25 protein-coding genes are annotated in these 20,151 nt (G+C 64.0%); 15 read left to right on the forward strand and 10 right to left on the reverse strand.

Annotation, left to right across the window (positions count from 1 at the left end; genetic code table 11):
• The first annotated feature begins 70 nt into the window (after positions 1-70).
• From mtgA to ACR9ZN_RS25260, 8 genes are all read left to right on the forward strand, one after another.
• Positions 71-802 carry a monofunctional biosynthetic peptidoglycan transglycosylase gene (gene mtgA / locus ACR9ZN_RS25225; protein ID WP_434959159.1) on the forward strand — a complete coding sequence of 244 codons (732 nt, stop codon included), beginning with the start codon at positions 71-73 and terminating at the stop codon, positions 800-802.
• A gap of 161 nt (positions 803-963) precedes the next feature.
• Positions 964-1,149, forward strand: coding sequence for a 50S ribosomal protein L32 (rpmF, locus tag ACR9ZN_RS25230; protein ID WP_068294749.1), 186 nt, complete (start codon positions 964-966; stop codon positions 1,147-1,149).
• 447 nt (positions 1,150-1,596) lie between these two features.
• Positions 1,597-2,157 (forward strand): F0F1 ATP synthase subunit delta, encoded by a 561-nt coding sequence (locus tag ACR9ZN_RS25235; protein ID WP_434959160.1) that lies wholly within the window; start codon positions 1,597-1,599, stop codon positions 2,155-2,157.
• Complete coding sequence (atpA, locus tag ACR9ZN_RS25240) at positions 2,157-3,683, forward strand: F0F1 ATP synthase subunit alpha (RefSeq protein WP_434959161.1); 1,527 nt, start codon at positions 2,157-2,159, stop codon at positions 3,681-3,683. Before ACR9ZN_RS25235 ends, atpA begins: the two co-directional genes overlap by 1 nt.
• A 121-nt stretch (positions 3,684-3,804) precedes the next feature.
• Complete coding sequence (locus ACR9ZN_RS25245) at positions 3,805-4,680, forward strand: F0F1 ATP synthase subunit gamma (protein ID WP_434959162.1); 876 nt, start codon at positions 3,805-3,807, stop codon at positions 4,678-4,680.
• Positions 4,681-4,702: 22 nt separating this feature from the next.
• The gene (locus tag ACR9ZN_RS25250; protein WP_434959163.1) at positions 4,703-5,107 is read left to right on the forward strand and encodes an organic hydroperoxide resistance protein; all 405 of its coding nucleotides are present in this window, start codon (positions 4,703-4,705) and stop codon (positions 5,105-5,107) included.
• A gap of 58 nt (positions 5,108-5,165) precedes the next feature.
• The gene (atpD, locus tag ACR9ZN_RS25255) at positions 5,166-6,599 is read left to right on the forward strand and encodes a F0F1 ATP synthase subunit beta (protein ID WP_434959164.1); all 1,434 of its coding nucleotides are present in this window, start codon (positions 5,166-5,168) and stop codon (positions 6,597-6,599) included.
• Positions 6,600-6,656: 57 nt separating this feature from the next.
• A complete protein-coding gene (locus tag ACR9ZN_RS25260; RefSeq protein ID WP_434959165.1) occupies positions 6,657-7,058 on the forward strand; it encodes a F0F1 ATP synthase subunit epsilon in 402 nt (133 codons plus the stop codon).
• 103 nt (positions 7,059-7,161) lie between these two features.
• On the opposite strand, the gene ACR9ZN_RS25265 is transcribed toward ACR9ZN_RS25260, so the two are convergent.
• Positions 7,162-7,374: a hypothetical protein gene (locus tag ACR9ZN_RS25265; RefSeq protein WP_311934624.1), complete on the reverse strand. Its 213-nt coding sequence runs from the start codon at positions 7,372-7,374 to the stop codon at positions 7,162-7,164.
• A 274-nt stretch (positions 7,375-7,648) separates the two neighbouring features.
• Here ACR9ZN_RS25265 and betI point away from each other — a divergent pair, with 274 nt between their 5' ends.
• The 3 genes from betI (at position 7,649) to betA (ending at position 11,658) form a co-directional block, all read left to right on the forward strand.
• Positions 7,649-8,281, forward strand: coding sequence for a transcriptional regulator BetI (gene betI, locus ACR9ZN_RS25270; protein ID WP_441774320.1), 633 nt, complete (start codon positions 7,649-7,651; stop codon positions 8,279-8,281).
• A gap of 137 nt (positions 8,282-8,418) precedes the next feature.
• The gene (gene betB, locus ACR9ZN_RS25275) at positions 8,419-9,882 is read left to right on the forward strand and encodes a betaine-aldehyde dehydrogenase (RefSeq protein WP_481273482.1); all 1,464 of its coding nucleotides are present in this window, start codon (positions 8,419-8,421) and stop codon (positions 9,880-9,882) included.
• Between the two features lie 117 nt (positions 9,883-9,999).
• Complete coding sequence (gene betA, locus ACR9ZN_RS25280; RefSeq protein ID WP_481273483.1) at positions 10,000-11,658, forward strand: choline dehydrogenase; 1,659 nt, start codon at positions 10,000-10,002, stop codon at positions 11,656-11,658.
• Positions 11,659-11,745: 87 nt separating this feature from the next.
• Here betA and ACR9ZN_RS25285 read toward each other — a convergent pair whose 3' ends face one another.
• On the reverse strand, positions 11,746-12,753 hold the full coding sequence (locus tag ACR9ZN_RS25285) for a Tim44 domain-containing protein (protein WP_481274393.1): 1,008 nt from the start codon (positions 12,751-12,753) through the stop codon (positions 11,746-11,748).
• Between the two features lie 426 nt (positions 12,754-13,179).
• Between ACR9ZN_RS25285 and obgE the strand changes: the two genes are divergently transcribed.
• Positions 13,180-14,229, forward strand: coding sequence for a GTPase ObgE (obgE, locus tag ACR9ZN_RS25290; protein WP_149252659.1), 1,050 nt, complete (start codon positions 13,180-13,182; stop codon positions 14,227-14,229).
• A 77-nt stretch (positions 14,230-14,306) separates the two neighbouring features.
• Entirely contained in the window at positions 14,307-14,783 is a 477-nt protein-coding gene (locus ACR9ZN_RS25295) for a hypothetical protein (RefSeq protein WP_454811918.1), read from the forward strand.
• A gap of 320 nt (positions 14,784-15,103) precedes the next feature.
• Here the strand turns inward: ACR9ZN_RS25295 and ACR9ZN_RS25300 are convergent, their stop codons facing one another.
• Positions 15,104-15,565: an Hsp20 family protein gene (locus ACR9ZN_RS25300; protein ID WP_434959171.1), complete on the reverse strand. Its 462-nt coding sequence runs from the start codon at positions 15,563-15,565 to the stop codon at positions 15,104-15,106.
• 210 nt (positions 15,566-15,775) lie between these two features.
• Here ACR9ZN_RS25300 and ACR9ZN_RS25305 point away from each other — a divergent pair, with 210 nt between their 5' ends.
• Together ACR9ZN_RS25305 and ACR9ZN_RS25310 are read left to right on the forward strand one after the other, a co-directional pair.
• Positions 15,776-16,033, forward strand: coding sequence for a DUF1272 domain-containing protein (locus tag ACR9ZN_RS25305; protein WP_441774316.1), 258 nt, complete (start codon positions 15,776-15,778; stop codon positions 16,031-16,033).
• A 74-nt stretch (positions 16,034-16,107) separates the two neighbouring features.
• Positions 16,108-16,728, forward strand: a complete 621-nt coding sequence (locus ACR9ZN_RS25310) for an urease accessory protein UreE (protein WP_481273484.1) — start codon at positions 16,108-16,110, stop codon at positions 16,726-16,728.
• Between the two features lie 102 nt (positions 16,729-16,830).
• On the opposite strand, the gene ACR9ZN_RS25315 is transcribed toward ACR9ZN_RS25310, so the two are convergent.
• The 7 genes from ACR9ZN_RS25315 to ACR9ZN_RS25345 all read right to left on the reverse strand — a co-directional run bounded on the left by ACR9ZN_RS25315 (position 16,831) and on the right by ACR9ZN_RS25345 (position 20,120).
• Positions 16,831-17,118 (reverse strand): GCG_CRPN prefix-to-repeats domain-containing protein, encoded by a 288-nt coding sequence (locus ACR9ZN_RS25315; protein ID WP_434959174.1) that lies wholly within the window; start codon positions 17,116-17,118, stop codon positions 16,831-16,833.
• Between the two features lie 184 nt (positions 17,119-17,302).
• Positions 17,303-17,755 carry a periplasmic heavy metal sensor gene (locus ACR9ZN_RS25320; protein ID WP_481273485.1) on the reverse strand — a complete coding sequence of 151 codons (453 nt, stop codon included), beginning with the start codon at positions 17,753-17,755 and terminating at the stop codon, positions 17,303-17,305.
• 2 nt (positions 17,756-17,757) lie between these two features.
• A complete protein-coding gene (locus tag ACR9ZN_RS25325) occupies positions 17,758-18,201 on the reverse strand; it encodes a hypothetical protein (RefSeq protein ID WP_481273486.1) in 444 nt (147 codons plus the stop codon).
• Positions 18,194-18,547: a hypothetical protein gene (locus tag ACR9ZN_RS25330; protein WP_454811925.1), complete on the reverse strand. Its 354-nt coding sequence runs from the start codon at positions 18,545-18,547 to the stop codon at positions 18,194-18,196. Before ACR9ZN_RS25330 ends, ACR9ZN_RS25325 begins: the two co-directional genes overlap by 8 nt.
• Positions 18,540-19,085, reverse strand: coding sequence for an RNA polymerase sigma factor (locus ACR9ZN_RS25335; RefSeq protein ID WP_481273487.1), 546 nt, complete (start codon positions 19,083-19,085; stop codon positions 18,540-18,542). Before ACR9ZN_RS25335 ends, ACR9ZN_RS25330 begins: the two co-directional genes overlap by 8 nt.
• A 44-nt stretch (positions 19,086-19,129) precedes the next feature.
• On the reverse strand, positions 19,130-19,588 hold the full coding sequence (locus tag ACR9ZN_RS25340; protein WP_481273488.1) for an EF-hand domain-containing protein: 459 nt from the start codon (positions 19,586-19,588) through the stop codon (positions 19,130-19,132).
• 160 nt (positions 19,589-19,748) lie between these two features.
• Positions 19,749-20,120, reverse strand: a complete 372-nt coding sequence (locus tag ACR9ZN_RS25345; protein ID WP_441774312.1) for a hypothetical protein — start codon at positions 20,118-20,120, stop codon at positions 19,749-19,751.
• Positions 20,121-20,151 lie beyond the last annotated feature (31 nt).

Consider the following 20,151-nt stretch of genomic DNA (forward strand, 5'->3'; position numbering starts at 1 on the left):
AAACAAAATGCTAAAACAAAGCGCGTTTCCGTCAGGAACGCGCTTTGTTTCAGGAGATCGGGCAGGGGTGATGGCTGACGCGGCAGCGCCCGGAGACAGGCCGGAACTTGGGGTTGCGATGCCGGTCAGGAAAAGTTCGCGCACGCTATGGCGGCGCCTTGTCAAAGTCGCCATCGTGCTCGCTGCCCTGCCTGTGGTGCTCACCATCCTCTACACGGTGGTGCCGCCGATGTCGCTGCCCATGCTGGGGCGCTACCTCACCGGCCAATCCGTAGACCGGCGCTGGACGCCGATCGAGAATATCGCCCCGGTTGCCCGGTTTTCGGTGATGGCTTCCGAGGATGGCCAGTTCTGCCGCCATTGGGGCGTCGATTTCGGCGCGATCGCCGATGTCCTGGAACGGGGCGGGGAGAAGGGGCCTTCACGCGGAGCCTCCACCATCGCCATGCAGACCGTGAAGAACCTCTATCTGTGGCCGCTGCCGGCTTTCGCCCGCAAGCCGCTGGAGGTGCCGCTGGCCGTGTGGACTGATCTGGTCTGGTCGAAGAAGCGGGTGCTGGAGGTCTATCTCAACGTGGCCGAATGGGGGGACGGCATCTATGGCATCGAGGCGGCGGCCCAGCATTATTTCAAGAAACCGGCCTCCAGGCTCAATGCCCGAGAGGCGGCGCAACTCGCCGTGGTGCTGCCCAATCCGATCCGCCGCAGCGCCGGCGCGCCGACTAGGCGCCTGCGCAACCTTGCCGGCCTGATCGTCAATCGCGCCCGCAACTCTTCCGGCTATTTCGATTGCGTGAAATAAGGTATCGAGATCCCAGCCGCTGGGTTTTGAGTGCGAAAGAATCTCGCTCCAGCCTCTTTCTTCCTGAGTTCTCTTCCTGTATAGGCTGCGCCTTCAATCGATTTTGTCATCGGCCTGTCGTGACTGTCACGGCATCCGCACGCCACGAAGAAGATACCCCAATGGCTGTTCCGAAGCGAAAAACCTCCCGCATGAAGCGCGGCTTCCGCCGTTCCGCTGATGCCCTCAAGGCCCCGACCTATGTCGAGGACAAGGATTCGGGCGAACTGCGCCGTCCGCACCATGTCGATCTGAAGACCGGCATGTATCGCGGTCGCCAGATCCTGACCCAGAAGTCCGACGCCTGAGAGCCTGCGCGGTCTTCCGCGCGGCATCTCGTCCGGGCCGGCTGATTGCCGGCCCTTTTGTTTGTCTTGAGTACGGGTGCCGGGGGCGGGCCCGAAACTTTATCGTGCACTGAAACACGGTACGCAGTTCGCGCATATGCAGCCGAATCCTACCTCCTATTCGGGATGGTGGAAGGCGCGCTTGCCGCTCTCATTCGAGAACGGTGACAAACGGGGCGGGTTCTGCTGGAGGATTGGCATTTTTTCGCGACGTTTTGGGTGTTTCCCTCATGTTGCGTCGGCCAAGCCTGTGTGTTAGGTGAGCGCTCGTGTTGCGGGGCCGGAGCCAGCTCCTTCCTGCAGCCGTGAGGAAATTCAACATATCCGCCAAGGGGTTGGGCGGTCAGGTGCGGGGAAACCCGGCTGGACTGCTGTTCTCCCGAAGTGGTTTCAGCAGAGAGACACGCGGTGGCAGGGGAAGAACCGATCGTATCCGGCATGGCAGGCCGCTATGCCAATGCCTTGTTCGAGCTCGCCAGCGAGCAGAACGCCATCGATTCCGTTGTAGCCGATCTCGGCCGTTTCAATGGCCTCGTCGAGGAAAGCGCTGATCTCAAGCGCCTCGTCCGCAGCCCCGTCTTTTCCTCCGAAGAGCAGACCAAGGCGATCACGGCGTTGCTCGAGCGCGCTGGAATCGGTGGTCTTGCTGCCAATTTCATCAAGCTTGCCGCCCATAACCGCCGTCTGTTCGCGGTTGGCCAGATGATCCAGGCCTTCACCGTGCTGGTCGCCAAGGCGCGTGGGCAGGCCACAGCCGAAGTCACGGCGGCCCAGCCGCTTTCCGACGACAATCTCAACGTTCTCAAGGACTCGCTCAAGAGCGCGACCGGCAAGGACGTCTCCCTCAACGTCAAGGTCGACCCGAGCCTGATCGGTGGTCTGATCGTCAAGATCGGTAGCCGCATGATCGACGCCTCGCTCAAGACCAAACTCCAATCGATCAAGATCGCCATGAAAGAGGTCGGCTGATGGACATCCGCGCCGCAGAAATTTCCGCCATTCTGAAGGACCAGATCAAGAATTTCGGCCAGGAAGCCGAAGTTTCCGAAGTCGGTCAGGTTCTCTCCGTCGGTGACGGTATTGCCCGCGTCTATGGTCTCGACAACGTTCAGGCCGGTGAGATGGTCGAGTTCCCCGGCGGCGTGCGCGGCATGGCGCTGAACCTCGAAGCCGACAATGTCGGTATCGTGCTGTTCGGTTCCGACCGTGGCATCTCGGAAGGCGACACCGTCAAGCGGACCGGCGCCATCGTCGACGTCCCGGTCGGCAAGGGCCTGCTCGGCCGTGTGGTCGACGCCCTCGGCAATCCGATCGACGGCAAGGGCCCGATCGTCGCCGAGCAGCGCGCCCGCGTCGACGTCAAGGCACCCGGCATCATTCCGCGCAAGTCGGTGAACGAGCCGATGGCGACCGGCCTCAAGGCCATCGATGCCCTGATCCCGATCGGCCGTGGCCAGCGCGAGCTGATCATCGGCGACCGCCAGACCGGCAAGACCGCCGTGGCGCTCGACACCATCCTCAACCAGAAGCCGCTCAACCAGGGCGACGACGAGACCAAGAAGCTCTACTGCGTCTATGTCGCCGTCGGCCAGAAGCGTTCCACCGTCGCACAGTTCGTGAAGGTACTGGAAGAGAACGGCGCGCTCGACTATTCGATCATCATCGCCGCCACCGCGTCCGACCCGGCCCCGATGCAGTTCCTGGCACCGTTCGCCGGCTGCGCTATGGGCGAATATTTCCGCGACAACGGCATGCATGCCGTGATCGTTTATGACGATCTGTCCAAGCAGGCCGTCGCCTACCGCCAGATGTCGCTGCTGCTGCGCCGCCCGCCGGGCCGCGAAGCCTATCCGGGCGACGTGTTCTATCTCCACTCCCGCCTGCTCGAACGCGCCGCCAAGATGGGCAAGGATGCCGGTCTCGGTTCGCTCACGGCGCTGCCGATCATCGAAACCCAGGCCAACGACGTGTCGGCCTACATTCCGACCAACGTGATCTCGATCACCGACGGCCAGATCTTCCTGGAGACCGACCTGTTCTACCAGGGCATTCGCCCCGCGGTGAACGTCGGCCTGTCGGTTTCGCGCGTCGGTTCGTCCGCCCAGACCAAGGCGATGAAGAAGGTCGCCGGCAAGATCAAGGGTGAGCTCGCCCAGTATCGCGAAATGGCGGCCTTCGCCCAGTTCGGTTCCGATCTGGACGCCTCGACGCAGCGCCTGCTCGCTCGCGGCGCCCGCCTGACCGAGCTCCTGAAGCAGGGCCAGTTCTCCCCGCTGAAGATGGAAGAGCAGGTCGTGGTGATCTATGCCGGCGTCAACGGCTATCTCGACAAGATCGAAGTCGGCAAGGTGCGGTCCTTCGAAACGGGCCTGCTCGCCAAGCTGCGTGCCGAGGGCTCGATCCTCGAGGCGATTCGCACTTCCAGCGATCTCAGCGACGATGTCGCCGCCAAGCTCAAGGACCAGGTCGAGGCGTTCGCCAAGACCTTCGGCTGATCGCGAGAGTATTATTCGATCGACATAATCGAATAATACTCAGAATTTCAAGGAGATAGACGCGTCTTTCCGATCCGGTCAGATCGAAAAACGCTCTCGCTCTCGATAGGAAGGCGAAGCGATGGCATCGCTTAAGGACCTCAGAAACCGTATTGCCTCGGTCAAGGCGACGCAGAAGATCACCAAGGCCATGCAGATGGTCGCGGCCGCCAAGTTGCGCCGCGCCCAGTCGGCGGCCGAGGCTGCGCGCCCCTATGCCGAACGCATCGACGGTGTGCTCGCCAATCTCGCCGGCTCGATCGCCGATCCACGCCAGGCCCCGCCGCTGTTGGCGGGCAACGGCAAGGATCAGACCCATCTGCTGGTGGTCTGCACCGGCGAGCGTGGCCTGTGCGGGGCGTTCAACACTTCGATCGCCCGTCTGGCCCGCGAGCACGCCTTGGCCCTGCTCGGCCAAGGCAAGACCGTCAAGATCATCTGCGTCGGGCGCAAGGGCTACGATGTGCTCAAGCGTCAGCTCGAGAAGCACATCATCGAGCTCGTGGACTTCCGCTCCGTGCGCCAGCTCGGCTTCGAGCACGCCGATCAGGTCGGTGCGAAGGTCCGCAAGCTCTATGCAGAGGGCGGCTTCGACGTCTGCACCTTGTTCTACTCGACCTTCAAGTCGGTGATCTCGCAGATCCCGACCGCCAAGCGCCTGATCCCGGCCGAAGTGCCGGCCGTCAAGGAAGGCACGCAGAAGATCGCCTATGAGTATGAGCCGGATGAGGGCGCCATCCTCGCCGACCTCCTGCCCCGCAACATCTCAGTGCAGGTGCTGCGTGCTCTGCTCGAGAACAATGCGTCCTTCTACGGGTCGCAGATGAGCGCCATGGACAACGCCACGCGCAATGCCGGTGAGATGATCAAGAAGCAGACGATCACCTACAACCGCACGCGCCAGGCGATGATCACCAAGGAACTGATCGAAATCATCTCGGGTGCGGAAGCGCTCTGAGGTCAGCCATAGGGGTATCGTGATGTCTTACGCAACTTCTGCCTCGACCAAGGGTGGCCGCGAGGGCCGCGCGATCCTCGACAATGGCGGCCTGGCATTGGCGATGGCCTTTCCGAAGGAACTCGGCGGCAATGGCGAAGGCCACAACCCCGAGCAGCTCTTTGCGCTGGGCTATTCGGCCTGCTATGGCCAGGCCATCGTGGCGCTTGGCCGCAAGCATGGCATTGACGGCGCCACCGCCAAGATCACCTGCCAGGTGACGCTGGCCAAGGACGATATCAGCTTCGCCCTCTCGGTGGAGATGAAGGTGCATGTCCCCGGCGCCGACCTCGACAAGGTCAAAGCGCTGGTCGAGGAAGCTCACCAGATCTGCCCCTATTCCCGGGCGACTCGGAACAACGTGCCCGTCACGTTGACCGTCGTCTGATCGCAGCTCTCAAACAGACAAGAATTTGTCAAACAGACAAGAGACTTTGGAGAAACCCATGGCCAACCCGACCGGACGCGTTTCGCAGGTCATCGGCGCCGTTGTCGACGTACAGTTCGACGGCCATCTGCCCGAGATCCTGAACGCCCTCGAAACCACCAACAACGGCCAGCGTCTGGTGCTGGAAGTCGCCCAGCATCTGGGCGAATCCACGGTCCGCTGCATCGCCATGGACATTTCTGAAGGCCTGGTGCGCGGCCAGCCCGTCACCGATACCGGCAAGCCGATCGCGGTGCCGGTGGGCGAGGCCACGCTCGGCCGCATCATGAACGTCATCGGCGAGCCGATCGATGAAGCCGGCCCGGTCAATGGCGAGGGCGTGCGCCCGATCCATGCGCCTGCTCCGAGCTATGCCGAGCAGTCCACCGAAGCCCAGATCCTCGTCACCGGCATCAAGGTGGTCGACCTGCTCGCCCCCTACGCCAAGGGCGGCAAGATCGGCCTGTTCGGCGGCGCCGGCGTCGGCAAGACCGTGCTCATTCAGGAATTGATCAACAACATCGCCAAGACCCATGGCGGCTACTCAGTGTTCGCCGGTGTCGGCGAGCGTACCCGCGAGGGCAACGACCTCTATCACGAGTTCATCGAATCGGGCGTCAATGCCGATCCGCATGACGCCAATTCGTCGGTCAAGTCGAAGTGCGCCCTGGTGTTCGGCCAGATGAACGAGCCGCCGGGCGCCCGCGCTCGCGTCGCTCTGACCGGGCTCACCGTCGCCGAGCATTTCCGTGACCAGGGCCAGGACGTGCTGTTCTTCGTGGACAACATCTTCCGCTTCACCCAGGCTGGTTCCGAGGTGTCCGCGCTTCTCGGCCGTATTCCTTCGGCCGTGGGCTATCAGCCGACGCTCGCCACCGACATGGGCGCGCTGCAAGAGCGCATCACCACCACCACCAAGGGCTCGATCACCTCGGTGCAGGCCATCTACGTGCCGGCCGACGACTTGACCGACCCGGCACCCGCCACCTCCTTCGCCCATCTTGACGCGACGACCGTGCTGTCGCGCTCGATCGCCGAAAAGGGCATCTACCCGGCCGTCGATCCGCTCGACTCGACCTCGCGCATGCTCACCCCGGCCGTGGTCGGTGAAGAGCATTACGCTGTCGCCCGCCAGGTGCAGCAGATCCTCCAGCGCTACAAGGCCCTGCAGGACATCATCGCCATTCTGGGCATGGACGAACTGTCTGAAGAGGACAAGCTGACCGTGGCGCGCGCCCGCAAGATCGAGCGCTTCCTGTCGCAGCCCTTCGACGTCGCCAAGGTGTTCACCGGTTCGGACGGCGTGCAGGTTGCCATCGAGGATACCGTCAAGGGCTTCAAGGGCATTGCCGAAGGCCAGTACGACTATCTGCCGGAAGCCGCCTTCTACATGGTCGGCACCATCGAGCAGGCCGTCGAGAAGGGCAAGCGCCTGGCCGCCGAGGCTGCGTAACAATGCTGACTGGGGCGCCGTCAGGCGCCCCTCTTCTGGAAATCAAGGACCGCATCGATGGCCAGCTTCCAATTCGAACTCGTCACGCCTGAGAAGCTGCTGTTCTCCGGCCCTGTCGAATCCGTCGTCGTGCCGGGCAGCGAAGGCGATTTCGAGGTGCTGTCCCAGCACGCTCCGGTGATGTCGACCATCCGGCCCGGCATCATTGTGGTCAAGGAAACCGCGGGCGGCTCGTCCCGTCATCTGTTCGTGCGGGGTGGTTTTGCGGACGTCAATCCGCAGGGGCTCACGATCCTGGCCGAACAAGCCGTTCCGATCGAGGAAATGACCCCAGACAAGGTCAGCTTGGAAATTGCAGCAGCCGAGGCAGCGGTCCAGGCGGCTGTCGACGACGCCGCCAAGGCCTTGGCCGATCTCAAGCTCGGCCAGATCAAGGAATTGCAGAAGGCCCTGAGCTGAGTACGTTCACTTATTTCTTCTGAAAAGCGCGCTTCGGCGCGCTTTTTCTTTTGGACACGGCAGCGCGACATGACGCGGTCTCGCCGTGAGGTTCGTGCTCCGATCAACCGTTCAGCTGGATCGTGGTCAGCAAGGCCTTGGCGACTTCGGTCGTGACACGGCGTTTGTAGCGCTCGTGGACCACCTGCCCGTTATGGAAGACCTTGTGCTCGACATAGACCATATGGCCGTCCCAGCGCAGGATGTTGTCCGTCTCTGTCGTCTCGATGACATTAAGCCCTGGTACGAGCTGGCCTTCGGTCGACTTGTCGCGCATCCGGTTGTTCCTCCCGCCTGATTCTCTAGAGCAAAACGCGTTCATGACTGAATGCCTGTTCGCTCTAACTCCTTGTTTCGACGTGTTTTTGCGATTCCGGGTGGTCCCGGCAAGTCGCAAACGTTCGGGCTGATCGCAAGCCAGCATGCCCGACTTTGCAGGAAAATGGAAAGGGGATCGGCTGGGCTTCCTCCAGTTCTCCTCGCCGCCAAGAATCGTTGCGGGAATGCGATCCGCACTTGACTGATTGAACGTTCAAAATATTGTAGAGGTCATGGCCGCTCAGCTCACCTCGTCCAATGAACGTCCGATACGTCTGCGCCGCGTCGACGCCGGAGACGTTCGGCGTCGGCAGTTGATCGACGCCACCATCGAGGCGATCGCCGAACTCGGCTTCAATGCCACGACGATCGCCGAGATCGCCCGCCGCGCTGACGTCTCCACCGGCCTGGTCTCCTTCTATTTCGGGGACAAGGACGGGCTGCTGGAAGCGACCCTGCGCCATCTCGCCCGGCAGTTGTCGCGAGGGGCGGCGGCCCGCCTGCGCGACGCCACCACGCCGCGGGCTCGCGTCCAGGCGGTGATCGAGACTATGCTCGGTGTCAGCCAGTTCGAGCGGCGCATCGGTACGGTCTGGTTGGCTTTCTGGGGGCAGGTGCCGCATTCGCCGCGCTTTGCCCGGGTGCAGCGCGCCTATCATCGCCGCATTGCCGGCAATCTCGCCCATGCGCTGCATCCCGTCCTGAGGCCGGAACCCGCCCGGGCGCTTGCCGAAACCATCTCGGCGATGATCGACGGGCTGTGGCTGCGTGCCACCCTCGCCAATGATCCTGATGGCCGGATGGCCAGAAGTGTGGCGACCGGCTTCGTCGACAGTCAGTTCATGCTGCTCGGCCTCAGTCGTTGAGGTCTTGGGCGGCGATCTCGCGCTGAGGCCTTGGCCGGACGCAGGGGCGCCGGCTCGCATTTGGAAGTTGAGTTCATATCGAAAAGCGGAAACGGCGCCGATCAAGCGGCGGCCATTCCAGGCGGGGAGTTTGAAGAATGCGCTACGGCGTTGTGAAGAACCATATCGGCGGCGTCTTCGTCGACGCGACCTCGGGCGAGACCTTTGCTTCGGTCGATCCGGCTACCGGCGAGACCATCGCTGAGGTGGAACAGGCCGGTGATGCCGACATCGAGCGGGCGGTCGAGGCCGCCAAGGCCGGCTTCAAGGTGTGGTCGCGCATGACGGGCGCCGAGCGCGGCCGCATCCTCAAGCGCACCGCCGACATCCTGCGCGAGAAGAACGCGGCCCTGGCCGAGATCGAGACGCGCGATACCGGCAAGCCGATCCAGGAGACCATCGCCGTCGACGTACTATCGGGCGCCGACTGCCTGGAATATTTCGCCGGCATCGCCGCCACCCTCACCGGCGAGCATGTCGACCTCGGCCCCGCCGCCTTCGGCTATACCAGGCGCGAGCCGCTTGGTGTTGTCGCCGGCATCGGCGCCTGGAACTATCCCCTTCAGATCGCCTGCTGGAAATCGGCTCCGGCGCTTGCCTGTGGCAATGCCATGATCTTCAAGCCGTCCGAGGTGACGCCGCTGACCGCGCCCTACCTCGCCGAAGCCTTCAAGGAGGCCGGTCTGCCGGACGGGGTCTTCAACGTGGTTCAAGGCGATGCCCGCGTCGGCAAGGCGCTGGTCGCCCACCCTTCGATCAAGAAGATTTCGCTGACGGGCGAGGCCGGCACCGGCCGCATCATCATGGCCAATGCCGCCAAGACGCTGAAGCATGTCACGCTCGAGCTCGGCGGTAAGTCGCCCTTGATCGTGTTCGAGGACGCCAAACTCGACAATGCCGTCTCCGGCGCGCTGCTCGGCAATTTCTATTCGGCCGGCGAGGTCTGTTCGAACGGCACACGAGTGTTCGTGCATAGCAAGGTCAAGGACGCCTTCCTCGCCAAGCTCAAAGCAAGGGTTGAAAAGATGGTGATCGGCGATCCCCTCGATCCCAACACCCATGTCGGCGCTCTCGTCAACCAGGAGCATCTGGAAAAGGTGATGTCCTATGTCGAGAAGGGTAAGGCGGAAGGTGCCAAGCTGCTCACCGGGGGCTATCGCGTCACCACCGGCGCGCTCGCCAAGGGCGCCTTCGTTGCCCCCACCATCTTCGACGGCTGCCAGGACGACATGGCCATCGTGCGCGAGGAGATCTTCGGGCCGGTGATGACGGTGCTGAGCTTCGACGACGAGGACGAGGTGGTGGCCCGCGCCAACGATACCGAATATGGCCTGGCGGCCGGCGTGTTCACCAACGACCTTTCGCGTGGCCATCGCGTCATCGCTAATCTCGAGGCCGGCACCTGCTGGATCAACCAGTACAACGTCACGCCGATCGAGCTGCCTTTCGGCGGGGTCAAGCTGTCCGGCCTCGGGCGCGAGAATTCGCGCGCCGCTGTCGAGCACTACACCCAGATCAAGAGCGTCTACGTCGCCCTCGGAGATATCGACGCACCGTACTGAGGTCTGGAAGCGCGGACATCGCAGCCCCATGAAGTCATGGGGGGATGTCCGCTCTTGGAAACGCGACATTCGAAGGGCGGGAAGAGGCGGACGGGACGTCCGCGCACCCGGAAAACCATGACCGAAACATTCGACTATGTGATCGTGGGCGCCGGTTCGGCGGGTTGCGTGATGGCGAGCCGCCTGACGGAGGACGGCACGCATCGCGTCAAGGTTCTGGAATTCGGCGGCAAGGACGGCTCGGTGTTCATCCAGATGCCGAGCGCCCTTTCCATCCCGATGAACTCGCCGCGCTATGATTGGCGCTATCATGCCGAGCCCGAGCCCGCGCTCGGCGGCCGCAGCCTCCATACACCGCGCGGCAAGGTGCTGGGTGGATCCTCCTCGATCAACGGCATGGTCTATATCCGCGGCCATGCCATGGACTACGAGGCCTGGCAGGAGGCGGGCGCGCGCGGCTGGAACTATGCGGGGGTGCTGCCCTATTTCCGCCGGGCGGAGGGTCGCGAGGAAGGCGGCGACGAATATCGCGGCGCCGATGGCCCGCTCAAGACTTCCTATGGCCGGCTCGCCAACCCGCTCTACCAGGCTTTCATCGATGCCGCCGTTGAGGCCGGCTATCCCGCCACGGCCGATGTGAACGGCTACCAGCAGGAAGGCTTCGGCCGCATGGACATGACTGTCCACAAGGGCCGCCGCTGGTCCGCCGCCAACGCCTATCTCAAGCCGGCGATGAAGCGGCCCAATCTGTCGGTGGAGACGCATGCGCTGGCAAGCCGCATCCTGTTCGAGGGCAGGCGGGCCGTCGGGGTCGAATATTGGCAGGGCTCGCAGCTCAAGCGCGTGATGGCGCGGCGAGAGGTGATCCTGGCAGCCGGGCCGATCAACGATCCACAGCTCCTGAAGGCGTCGGGCGTCGGGCCAGCCGCCGAGCTCAAGGGCTTCGGCATCGAGGTCGTCAACGATCTCCCAGGCGTCGGCGAGAACCTGCAGGACCATCTCGAATTCTATTTCCAGATGGCGAGCACGCAGCCGATCACCCTCTATTCGGTGACCAACCCGATCGCCAAGGGCATGGTCGGCCTGCAATGGCTGCTGCGCAAGGACGGGCTGGGCGCCACCAATCATTTCGAGAGCTGCGGCTTCATCCGCTCGCGCGCCGGTATCTCCTATCCCGACATCCAGTATCATTTCCTGCCGATGGCGGTGAGCTATAACGGCAATTCGCTTGCCACCGAACATGGTTTTCAGGCCCATGTCGGACCGATGCGCTCCAAGAGCCGCGGCCATATCCGCCTGAAGTCGCGCGATGTGCGGGAGGCGCCGCTGATCCGCTTCAACTATATGAGCCACCCCGAGGACTGGGCGGAGATGCGGGCCTGTGTCAGGCTGACGCGCGAGATCTTCCAGCAAAAGGCGTTCGAACCTTTTGCCGGCCGCGAGATCTCGCCGGGTGCCGACGTCACCTCGGATGAGGCGATCGATGCCTTCATCGCCCAGCATGTCGAGAGTGCCTTCCACCCGTCCGGCACCTGCCGGATGGGCGATCCTTCCGATCCGATGACGGTGGTGGATCCCGAAACCCGGGTGGTAGGCCTCGAGAATCTGCGTATCGCCGACTCAGCCATCATCCCGCTGATCACCAACGGCAACCTCAACGCTCCCTCGATCATGATCGGCGAGAAGGCATCCGACCACATTCTCGGCAAGCCGCTGCTGCCACCATCCAACGCGCCCTTCTACCGGGCGAAGGATTGGGAGACGAAGCAGAGGTAGGAGGGAGAGTGTTTGACAGCTTCTGGCCCCTCGCGCTTTGAGAGGGACCAGAATTGGGTGGCGAACACTGAAGAAACTAGTTTCCGCTCAGGCTTCCTGAATTGCCGACAGCTTCCAGTCTTCACCCTTGCGCCGAACGAACGTCCAGATCTCGGTCGTTTCGCTGGGCTCGTCCTTGCCTTCGACGATCGCGCCGGTGGTGCGATCCCTGAGGACATCGACCGACTGGTAGCGGAAGGCGGCGCTGACGTAGTCCTCGTCACCTTCGCGCCAGGCCTCGGCAATGTCGGCCTGGAGCAGGCGCGTATCGCGCACGTCGTTGCGGACGCCGCGCTTGGCATTGTCGGCCAACTCCTCGGAGAAGTAGGACACGATTTCAGGCGTCGTCAGGCGGCGCAGGGCGGCGTGATCCTCCTTGGCGAAGGCATCCTGGACCTCGGTCAGCCGGTGCTCGAAGGTGTCGAGGTCGGCCTGAGTGGCCTCGATGGCTTCGCCACGGGCTGGGCTGGCTGCCGCCGTAGACGATAGGCCAAAGAAGCCGGTGCGGCCGTTCGTGGTCGGCTGCGCGTCGCGGTTCAGGCCCTGATTGGCCAGGCCCTGGTTGCCGAAGTCGTAGCCACGCGACATTTGCGGGCCGCCTGCCGCCGCCGCTGCCGGTGTACGGCGCGAGCGCCACCAGGAGATCGCGAAGAAGGCGACCACGGCGATCAAGGCCGCCTGCAGCAGGAAACCAAGCATGCCGGCGAGGCCCCCGAAGCCGTAGCCCAGCAGCGCGCCGATGAGGCCACCCACCAGCAGGCCGCGCATCAGGCCGCCGGCGCCGCCGAACAGGCCGGGACGCTGCTGCGCGGCGCCCTGCGCCAGCGGTGAGGCGGGTTGTGTCGCGCTCGGACCGGGATTGGGCGTCATCGAACGCTGGACCGGGGCGGCCTGGTCTGGCGCGGTGCGGGTGGCCGGCACGGAATCATAGGTGCGCGCGCCGCGGCTGCCGATGCTGCCGCCACGGCGGGCCTCGGCGAAATCGGTCGATACCAGTGTCGCCGCCACAAACAGGCTGGCCACAACGGCGAATAGTCGGGTCTTGTTGAAGCGCATGATCGGCAACCTAATCTCCAGTCGCCCGCTTCGATGTCAGCTAGCGGGCCCTTTTTCAGCGGTCCGACATCACGTGCGCATCAAGCGCGACGTCAGAGGGGCCCGGCCCGCGTGAGGAATGTGGGGACATGCCGGGTTGGTTGCAAGTGTATTTCCGGTAATCATTGCCGTCTGGGCGATGGCAAGCGTGAAAGCAGGGGCATCGAGGCCGATCCGAAGCGGGCCGATTGCCCGGAGTGGAGCAAGGGAAGGCGGCGATATGAAATCCCTCGCTTTTTCCCCACAAACGCACTATGTCAGCGCCATCAGCGTGACAGCATCGACAGTGTGGGCGTGGGCCGTTCGGCTTGCGCGACGGGAGAATTGGCCGGGAGACCTCGTTTCGGATCTGGCTTGACCATCTTCCATTGGAAATAGAGCCGAGCCATGAAGTTTCTCGATCAAGCCAAGATCTATGTCAAAGCCGGCGACGGCGGCGCGGGAGCCGTATCCTTCCGGCGCGAAAAATTCATCGAGTTCGGCGGACCCGACGGCGGTGATGGCGGGCGGGGCGGCTCGGTCGTGGCCGAATGCGTCGACGGCCTCAATACGCTGATCGACTATCGCTACCAGCAGCATTTCAAGGCACGCGTCGGCACCCATGGTATGGGGCGCAATCGCACCGGCGCCAATTCAGCCGACGTGGTGCTGAAGGTGCCGGTCGGCACCCAGGTCTATGAGGAGGACGGCGAGACCATGATCGCCGACTTCACCGAGGTCGGCCAGCGCGCCTTGATCTGCAAGGGTGGCAATGGCGGCTTCGGCAACGCCTATTTCAAGACCTCGACCAACCAGGCGCCGCGCCGGGCCAATCCCGGCCTGCCTGGTGAGGAGAAGACGATCTGGCTGCGCCTGAAGCTGATCGCCGATGCCGGCCTCGTCGGCCTGCCCAATGCCGGCAAGTCGACCTTCCTGGCCACGGTGACCGCCGCCAAGCCCAAGATCGCCGACTATCCCTTCACCACCCTCTATCCCGGTCTCGGCGTCGTTCGGGTGGACGGGCGCGAATTTGTGCTCGCCGACATTCCCGGCCTGATCGAGGGCGCGCATGAGGGGCATGGCCTCGGCGATCGCTTCCTTGGCCATGTCGAGCGCTGCCGCGTGCTGCTGCATCTGGTCGATGGCACCTGCGAGCATGCCGGCAAGGCCTACAAGGTCATTCGCAACGAGCTCGCCGCCTATGGCGGTGATCTGGCCACCAAGCCGGAGATCGTGGCGCTGTCGAAGACCGATTCGCTCTCACCCGAACTGCTCAAGGAACAGGTGGCGCGGCTGAAGCGGGCCGCGAAGAAGACACCGATCGTGCTGTCCTCCATCGCCGGTTCGGGCGTGCAGGAGGCGCTACGCCAGCTTTTCGAGGTGATCGGCGCGGCCAAGGCGGCCGATGACATCATCGAAAAGCCGGTTTTGGAGAAGAACAATACCTGGCAGCCCTGAACCAGATAGTCGTGAACCTGGCAGCCCCGGTCGGCGTTGAGATGGTGGGAATGGGCACAGGAATCGAGGAGATGGCCTTGAACAAGACGACAGCGCTGCCGCGCCTGCTGGTCGGGGTCCTTCTGGTGCTTGTGCCCCTGGCCGTGGCCGTGCCGGCTCTTGCCGACACGCTGACGCCGAAAGCGGCGATGCGAGCAATGACGCAGGCCGGCTATTCCGGCGTCGGCGGCGTAACGCATGACCTCAATTTCTATTACGCAGCCGCTGTCGACGCCAAGCGCCGGCGCGTGCGCGTGACCGTCGACGACCAGACCGGCAAGATCGTCGCCGTGGTCCCGCTGCGGGGCAGCGGCGCGGCTCTGCCGGCCGGGACATCCCTGCGGCCGATGGCCCCGCTGCAGAAGGTGGAGATCAAGCCGGTGCCCCGCATCGTGCCGCTCAATCGGCCGCCTCCCGCGCTGCGAACGCCGGGGCGCTATGCCTATCCTCTCAATTCGAACGGACAGTTGACGCCGGGCTGGTGCCGTTACCGCCAGATCGCACCGGGCTGCTGACTTTTCCGGGATCGCGGGCATCTCTTCCCATAGGCGCTAACTTTTGGGTGGTGGCACCAGATTGGAGGGTCGATCTCCAGATCGACCATCTTGGAAATGTCGAGCCAGATAGAGGACAAAGGTGGTCGATCTCGCTCCATCAATTGATGGAGCTGTGGAGATCGACCCTCCACGCTACCTGCGCCTCTGGCCGCTAAGTTAGCGCCTATGGACATCTCTTCCTGGGAAGAGGCGATCGCCGGGTGGCTTGGTTGCCGCCCATGCAAAAAGGCGCCCCGGTTTCCCGGAGCGCCCTCGACTTTCCGTCCTATCCTATTGGCTTAGGCAGCCTTGGCTTCGACCTGCCGGGGAGCCGAACCGTTGATCGGGATCAGCCGAGGCTTCTTGGCCTCCGGGATCTCTCTGATAAGGTCGACATGGAGCAGGCCGTTCTCGAGGCTGGCGCCGGTCACCTGGACATAGTCGGCGAGCTGGAAGCGGCGCTCGAAAGCGCGGGCGGCAATACCCTGATGCAGGACCTCGCCCTTGCTGCCTTCCTTGCCTTCGGACTTCTCGCCACGAATGGTGAGGGCGTTTTCCTTCACCTCGATGGCGATGTCGTTCTCTGCGAAGCCGGCGACGGCGACAGAGATGCGATAGGTGTTATCCGAGGTGCGCTCGATATTGTAAGGCGGATAGGTGGTGGCCGAAGCATCGAAGCCGGCAACCTGATCGAGCGCCGAGAACAGGCGGTCGAAACCAACGGTGGAACGGTAAAGGGGCGAAAAATCAAACTGACGCATGGCTATCCTCCTTTGAAGCGACAAGCCGTGGAAAACGCTCCGCCATCTGGCCGGAGCCGACATGTGCATCCCGTCTGGGCCTGCACAGACCTTGATTTGGTGCGGGTTCCAGCGGTTTCAAGAGGACGAGTGTCGATTCTTGATCGGGCTTGCCTTGATCGCCCGGTCGCGCAAGATGATGCTGTTTCGTGCCGTTCCCTGAGGTGACCCATGCTGAAACTGCGCCCCAATTGCGAATGCTGCGACAGGGACCTGCCTCCCGACGCGCCTGAGGCGATGATCTGCACCTTCGAGTGCACCTTTTGCGCCGGCTGCGCGGCGGATGTTTTCGGCGGCACCTGCCCCAATTGCGGCGGCGACCTCGTGCGCCGGCCGATCCGTCCCACCGCCCTGCTGGCCAAATATCCGCCTTCGACGGAGCGTGTGCTGCGCGAGGGCGAATGCCTGGCGAAGCGCGATGCGGCCTGAACGACGATTTCCCGCCTGCATATCGGCACGAAGCAGTCTATATGAGGCAGTGAATATCCCTGCAGGAAACATCCATGCTTCACGCCCATTCCTTCGTGCCCGCCCCTGAGGTCGGAGCCCAGTCCATTGCCGATAGCGTCGTGCTGACCTTCGAGGACCGCTGCCAGCGACAGGGCCTGGTGCATACGGTGGGCGGCCTCGACATCCAGGTGGATCTCACCGAGGCGCCGGCGCTCGCCCACGGGGATGCTTACCGGCTGGAGGACGGGCGGCTGATCGAGATCGTGGCCGAGGCCGAGCCCCTGTTCGAGATCAAGGGGCGCGACCCCCTGCATCTGATGCGCCTCGCCTGGCATCTCGGCGACAGCCATCGCGAAACCGAGATCGGGACGAAATGGCTGCGCATCCGCCAGGATGCCGAGATCGCTGACCTCCTGAAAGGGCTCGGTGCCAAGGTCGTGGCGATTGAGGGGCCGTTCCAGCCAGAGGGCGGGAATCACGGCCACGACGCCCATGGGCACGATCATGGCCATCACCACGACCATGGCCATCAGCATGATCACGGGCGCAAGCACGATCATGGCCATGAGCCTGGCCACGACCATGATCATCATCACGATCATAGCCATGGCGAAGCTTGCGGCTGCGGGCACGACCATGAACATGGACACCACGGCAAGCACGTTCACGACTGAGTGGCAGGTGCCGTAGGTCCTTGTTGGTGCATCGCTTTTGCCGAAAACCGGCTTCCGGTTTTCGGCACGGCTCTCTAAGCGATCGGCCTCCCTCCGCTGGATCTACCAGCGATGCCAGGCGTGTCCGTAATAGGGGCGACGCCAGCCCCCGCCCCAGCCATGATAGTAGACGGGACGGCTCCAGCCATAGCTGTAGACCGGATATTGGGGCACGCAGCGTCCCCAGATATTGGGGCGCCAGCCCGGACCGCAGCCCCAGGCCACCTGTTGCACCAAAGGTGCGGCGGCAGGGGCGGAGGCAGCCAGCGGCATGGCCGAGGCAGTCGTAGCGGCGGCCAGGCCGGGCAGGCCGAGCGTGGCGATGGCGGCAACTTGAACGATACGCTTCATGATGGAACTCCACCGGATACTACTTGTGGAAGGCCGGCGCGGCCTCCTGCAAGCTTGAACGCAGGCCGGAAGGAAATCCGTCGCTGGAGCAGAGTGCGATTTCCCTAAATTGCACTTTGCTCCAACACTTTGTTTCGACGCATTTTCCTAGCCAAGAAGCCTGCCAGCTTCTCTTGAAAATGCTCTATTGGGCTGGTTTCTTCGGTGGGGGCGGCGCGTGGATATAGCGGCTCAGCCCTTCGGCCAGGATGGCGCGATCGGCGGGCGAACTCGCGGCCGCAAATTCCACGATGCGCTGTTCCAGCCCGGCCCTCATGGCGGCGTCGGCCGTGCGGGCGCGCTCCAGGGCCGCGAGCAGGGCCGGGGCATCCAGTGTCGGCTGCCGTAGCAAAGCGGCGGCGTCGCGCCGGGCCTGCTGTCCGTCGAGAATGGTCTGTCGGGCTTGATGGCGTGCCTCGCGCAGGGTCTTGTAGAAGGCATCGCGTTCCAGCGTAGGCAACTGGTTGCCAAGGGCCTGCAGCGAGGCGCGCGGCACGGATCTGCGGGCTTCGAACCAGACGATGCCGCCGGCAATCGCCCCGGCCAGGAAGATGTTGAGGGCGATCGAGGCGATCAGGGGGATGCGCGAGCCGGCCATGTTCACGATCCTTCTTCGCTGATATCCGCCTCGGGCCCGGCATCGCCGAAGGCCGTGATTGTCGCCCCCAGCCCGCCATGCTCGGCCCTCGTCGGTGTATCGAGCATGGCGATCGCCAGGGTTCCAGCCAGGGCGCCGGCAAGGCCGACACCCGCGAGGCCGAGCCCGAGCCACCAGCGGCAGGCCCGCCGGCGGGGCGCGAGGCCGGCGGTCCCGGCCGCCACGATCCGTGCGTGGAGATCGGCGCTCGGAGGCGGTACCGCGTAACGATCGAGCATGCTGTCGAGTTGGGCGGCAGCCTGCAGGATGGCCTCCCCCTCCGGGCTCGATGCAAAAGCCGTGGCCGCGGCCCGTTCGGCTGCGGGCCAGTGCTGCAGGTGGCTGCCATGGCTTTCGGCAAGGGCGGCAAAGCGCCCGGCATCCATTGGCACGAGTCTGTCAGGCATGGGAAGCGCTCCCCGACAAGAGGGCTTCCAGCTTATCCGAACGGGAGCGGCGGACAGGCGCTGCGAGGCGATGAGGGAGGCTGGCAGCGGCTGATCCCGGGAGCGTGAGGACGGCGGCATTGCTGCGTCCTTCGGGCGAGACGCGTATGCAGCCATGTCCCTCGATGCTGCGCAATGCCAGGTCGAGGCGGCCAGCCCTTGCGAGAATGTGCCGCCCCTGCGGGGTCTGCGCGAAGGAACGCCCGGCGCTGCGCTCGGGTGCGGGCCATGCTTCGATCACCGCGCCATAGGCGGCGGCAAGGGCAGCGAAAAGCTCTGCACTCATCGTGAAGGGAGCTTCAGTCATGATCGGCCTTCCTGATCAGGATCGACTGCAGAGAACGGCGTCCGCGGGCGAGCAGGCTCTCCAGCGCCTCGACGCTGACTTCCATCGCTGCCGCGGCCTCGATATTGGACATCGACTGATAATAGGTCAGGACGATCGCTTCCCGCTGCCGCGGCGCGATGGCCTGCAAGGCTTGCTCCACATGGTCGCTGGCCTCCTCCGTGCCGCCCGCCGCGGGGTGATCCGGGGGAGCGGCCAGTTCGGGCAGATCGAGGCCCGTCCATTCCCTGCGACGGCGCAGGCGATCATAGCAGAGGTTGAGCGCGACACGGTGGATCCAGGTGTCGAACCGGGCCGCCCCGGGCCGCCAGCGCACGGCGTTGCGCCAGATCCGCAGGAAGGCCTCCTGCGCGACATCCTCAGCCTCCGCGGCATCGCCGAGCATACGGCGGGCCAGGGCGAGCAGCCGCGGCAGTTTGCGTGAGACCAGGACCTGCATGGCAGCATCGTCGCCCGAACCGATCCGGCGCACCAACTCCTCGTCTGGATCGGACCCCATAACCAGGCGCACTCCCGGGATTCATCGAGGGGCATGGTCCCGCATCATTGCGCCGGTTTGGTAGCCGATTTGTGGCCCGGCATTTCATCGCGGGCAAGGGCGCCGTCCTTGTTGGCATCGAGTTTGGCGAAGCGCTTGGCGAAGAAGGCGTCGAGCTCGGCCTTGTCGACGAAACCGTCCTTGTCGGCGTCGAGCCGGGCGAAGGATTTGGCCGGGTCGGTCTTGGCGTTCCGCTTTGTTTGGAAGGCGCTCCATTCCGCCGAGCTGATCTTGCCGTCGCCGTCGGTATCGGCCTTCATGATTGCCTTCTCGCGGCGGGCCTGGAACTCGGCGAGGCTGAGGCCGGCCTTGGCCGGTGCCGCGGTTTGTGCCGGGGCTTGAGATGTCGTTGCCTGGGGAGCCGGTGTCTGGGCCGGCTGGGCCGGCGCCGGCTCAGACGTCTGTGCCATAGCGGCGGCGGCCGGCAGGGCCAGCATCAAGGCAAGGATCGAACGGCCGATCATGGGCATCTCCTGGGACAGATCGCGCGGGCATTCGGCGCGAAGGGACTCTGCTTGAACGGCAGCGCCAGGAAAATCCGTCGGTCTGGTGGCAAAGAAGTTTGGGGGCTAAAGCGTCTTGCTTTAGCCGACGAAGGCCGAACCCATATTCACGGAGGGCTTGTCAGTGCCGGCCGTCGAGATCGCGAATGGCTGCGGCCCGTGCTGCCGGATTCCCCGCCAGCAGATGCACGTGAACTTCGCAGGCGCCGGCCTGGGCGGCGGCCGCGAGCGTGGCGGCAAGGTCATCGCCACCCTGACCGGCCTCGCCGATCCATACGCAGGCGCCGCCTGCACCGACCGCGATCAAGACGGCATCGACATAATCGGGGCATTGGGAGATCGGATAGACCGAGACCAGATAGGAACGGCCTGAAATACCGACCCAGCGACGGAAACGTGATGCCGCTGCCGGTGCGTCGCGGCCCAATGCAGCCAGCGTCGTACACAGGCGGTGATCGGGCTGAGAACGAGAACGAATCGCGATCTGTGTCATGGAACAAATCTAGAACATCATGCATTGCGGC

This window comes from Labrys sp. HAY1-8F (assembly GCF_056754975.1).

Coding starts and splice junctions, on each gene's coding strand:
- betI (WP_441774320.1), top strand. CDS start 7,649: ATGGCCGCTCAGCTCACCTCGTCCAATGAACGTCCGATACGTCTGCGC.
- betA (WP_481273483.1), top strand. CDS start 10,000: ATGACCGAAACATTCGACTATGTGATCGTGGGCGCCGGTTCGGCGGGT.
- betB (WP_481273482.1), top strand. CDS start 8,419: ATGCGCTACGGCGTTGTGAAGAACCATATCGGCGGCGTCTTCGTCGAC.
- atpD (WP_434959164.1), top strand. CDS start 5,166: ATGGCCAACCCGACCGGACGCGTTTCGCAGGTCATCGGCGCCGTTGTC.
- mtgA (WP_434959159.1), top strand. CDS start 71: ATGGCTGACGCGGCAGCGCCCGGAGACAGGCCGGAACTTGGGGTTGCG.
- rpmF (WP_068294749.1), top strand. CDS start 964: ATGGCTGTTCCGAAGCGAAAAACCTCCCGCATGAAGCGCGGCTTCCGC.
- ACR9ZN_RS25260 (WP_434959165.1), top strand. CDS start 6,657: ATGGCCAGCTTCCAATTCGAACTCGTCACGCCTGAGAAGCTGCTGTTC.
- ACR9ZN_RS25315 (WP_434959174.1), bottom strand. CDS start 17,118: ATGAAGCGTATCGTTCAAGTTGCCGCCATCGCCACGCTCGGCCTGCCC.
- ACR9ZN_RS25320 (WP_481273485.1), bottom strand. CDS start 17,755: ATGGCCGGCTCGCGCATCCCCCTGATCGCCTCGATCGCCCTCAACATC.
- ACR9ZN_RS25310 (WP_481273484.1), top strand. CDS start 16,108: ATGCTTCACGCCCATTCCTTCGTGCCCGCCCCTGAGGTCGGAGCCCAG.
- ACR9ZN_RS25250 (WP_434959163.1), top strand. CDS start 4,703: ATGTCTTACGCAACTTCTGCCTCGACCAAGGGTGGCCGCGAGGGCCGC.
- ACR9ZN_RS25305 (WP_441774316.1), top strand. CDS start 15,776: ATGCTGAAACTGCGCCCCAATTGCGAATGCTGCGACAGGGACCTGCCT.
- ACR9ZN_RS25345 (WP_441774312.1), bottom strand. CDS start 20,120: ATGACACAGATCGCGATTCGTTCTCGTTCTCAGCCCGATCACCGCCTG.
- ACR9ZN_RS25330 (WP_454811925.1), bottom strand. CDS start 18,547: ATGACTGAAGCTCCCTTCACGATGAGTGCAGAGCTTTTCGCTGCCCTT.
- obgE (WP_149252659.1), top strand. CDS start 13,180: ATGAAGTTTCTCGATCAAGCCAAGATCTATGTCAAAGCCGGCGACGGC.
- ACR9ZN_RS25245 (WP_434959162.1), top strand. CDS start 3,805: ATGGCATCGCTTAAGGACCTCAGAAACCGTATTGCCTCGGTCAAGGCG.
- atpA (WP_434959161.1), top strand. CDS start 2,157: ATGGACATCCGCGCCGCAGAAATTTCCGCCATTCTGAAGGACCAGATC.
- ACR9ZN_RS25265 (WP_311934624.1), bottom strand. CDS start 7,374: ATGCGCGACAAGTCGACCGAAGGCCAGCTCGTACCAGGGCTTAATGTC.
- ACR9ZN_RS25300 (WP_434959171.1), bottom strand. CDS start 15,565: ATGCGTCAGTTTGATTTTTCGCCCCTTTACCGTTCCACCGTTGGTTTC.
- ACR9ZN_RS25325 (WP_481273486.1), bottom strand. CDS start 18,201: ATGCCTGACAGACTCGTGCCAATGGATGCCGGGCGCTTTGCCGCCCTT.
- ACR9ZN_RS25340 (WP_481273488.1), bottom strand. CDS start 19,588: ATGATCGGCCGTTCGATCCTTGCCTTGATGCTGGCCCTGCCGGCCGCC.
- ACR9ZN_RS25335 (WP_481273487.1), bottom strand. CDS start 19,085: ATGGGGTCCGATCCAGACGAGGAGTTGGTGCGCCGGATCGGTTCGGGC.
- ACR9ZN_RS25285 (WP_481274393.1), bottom strand. CDS start 12,753: ATGCGCTTCAACAAGACCCGACTATTCGCCGTTGTGGCCAGCCTGTTT.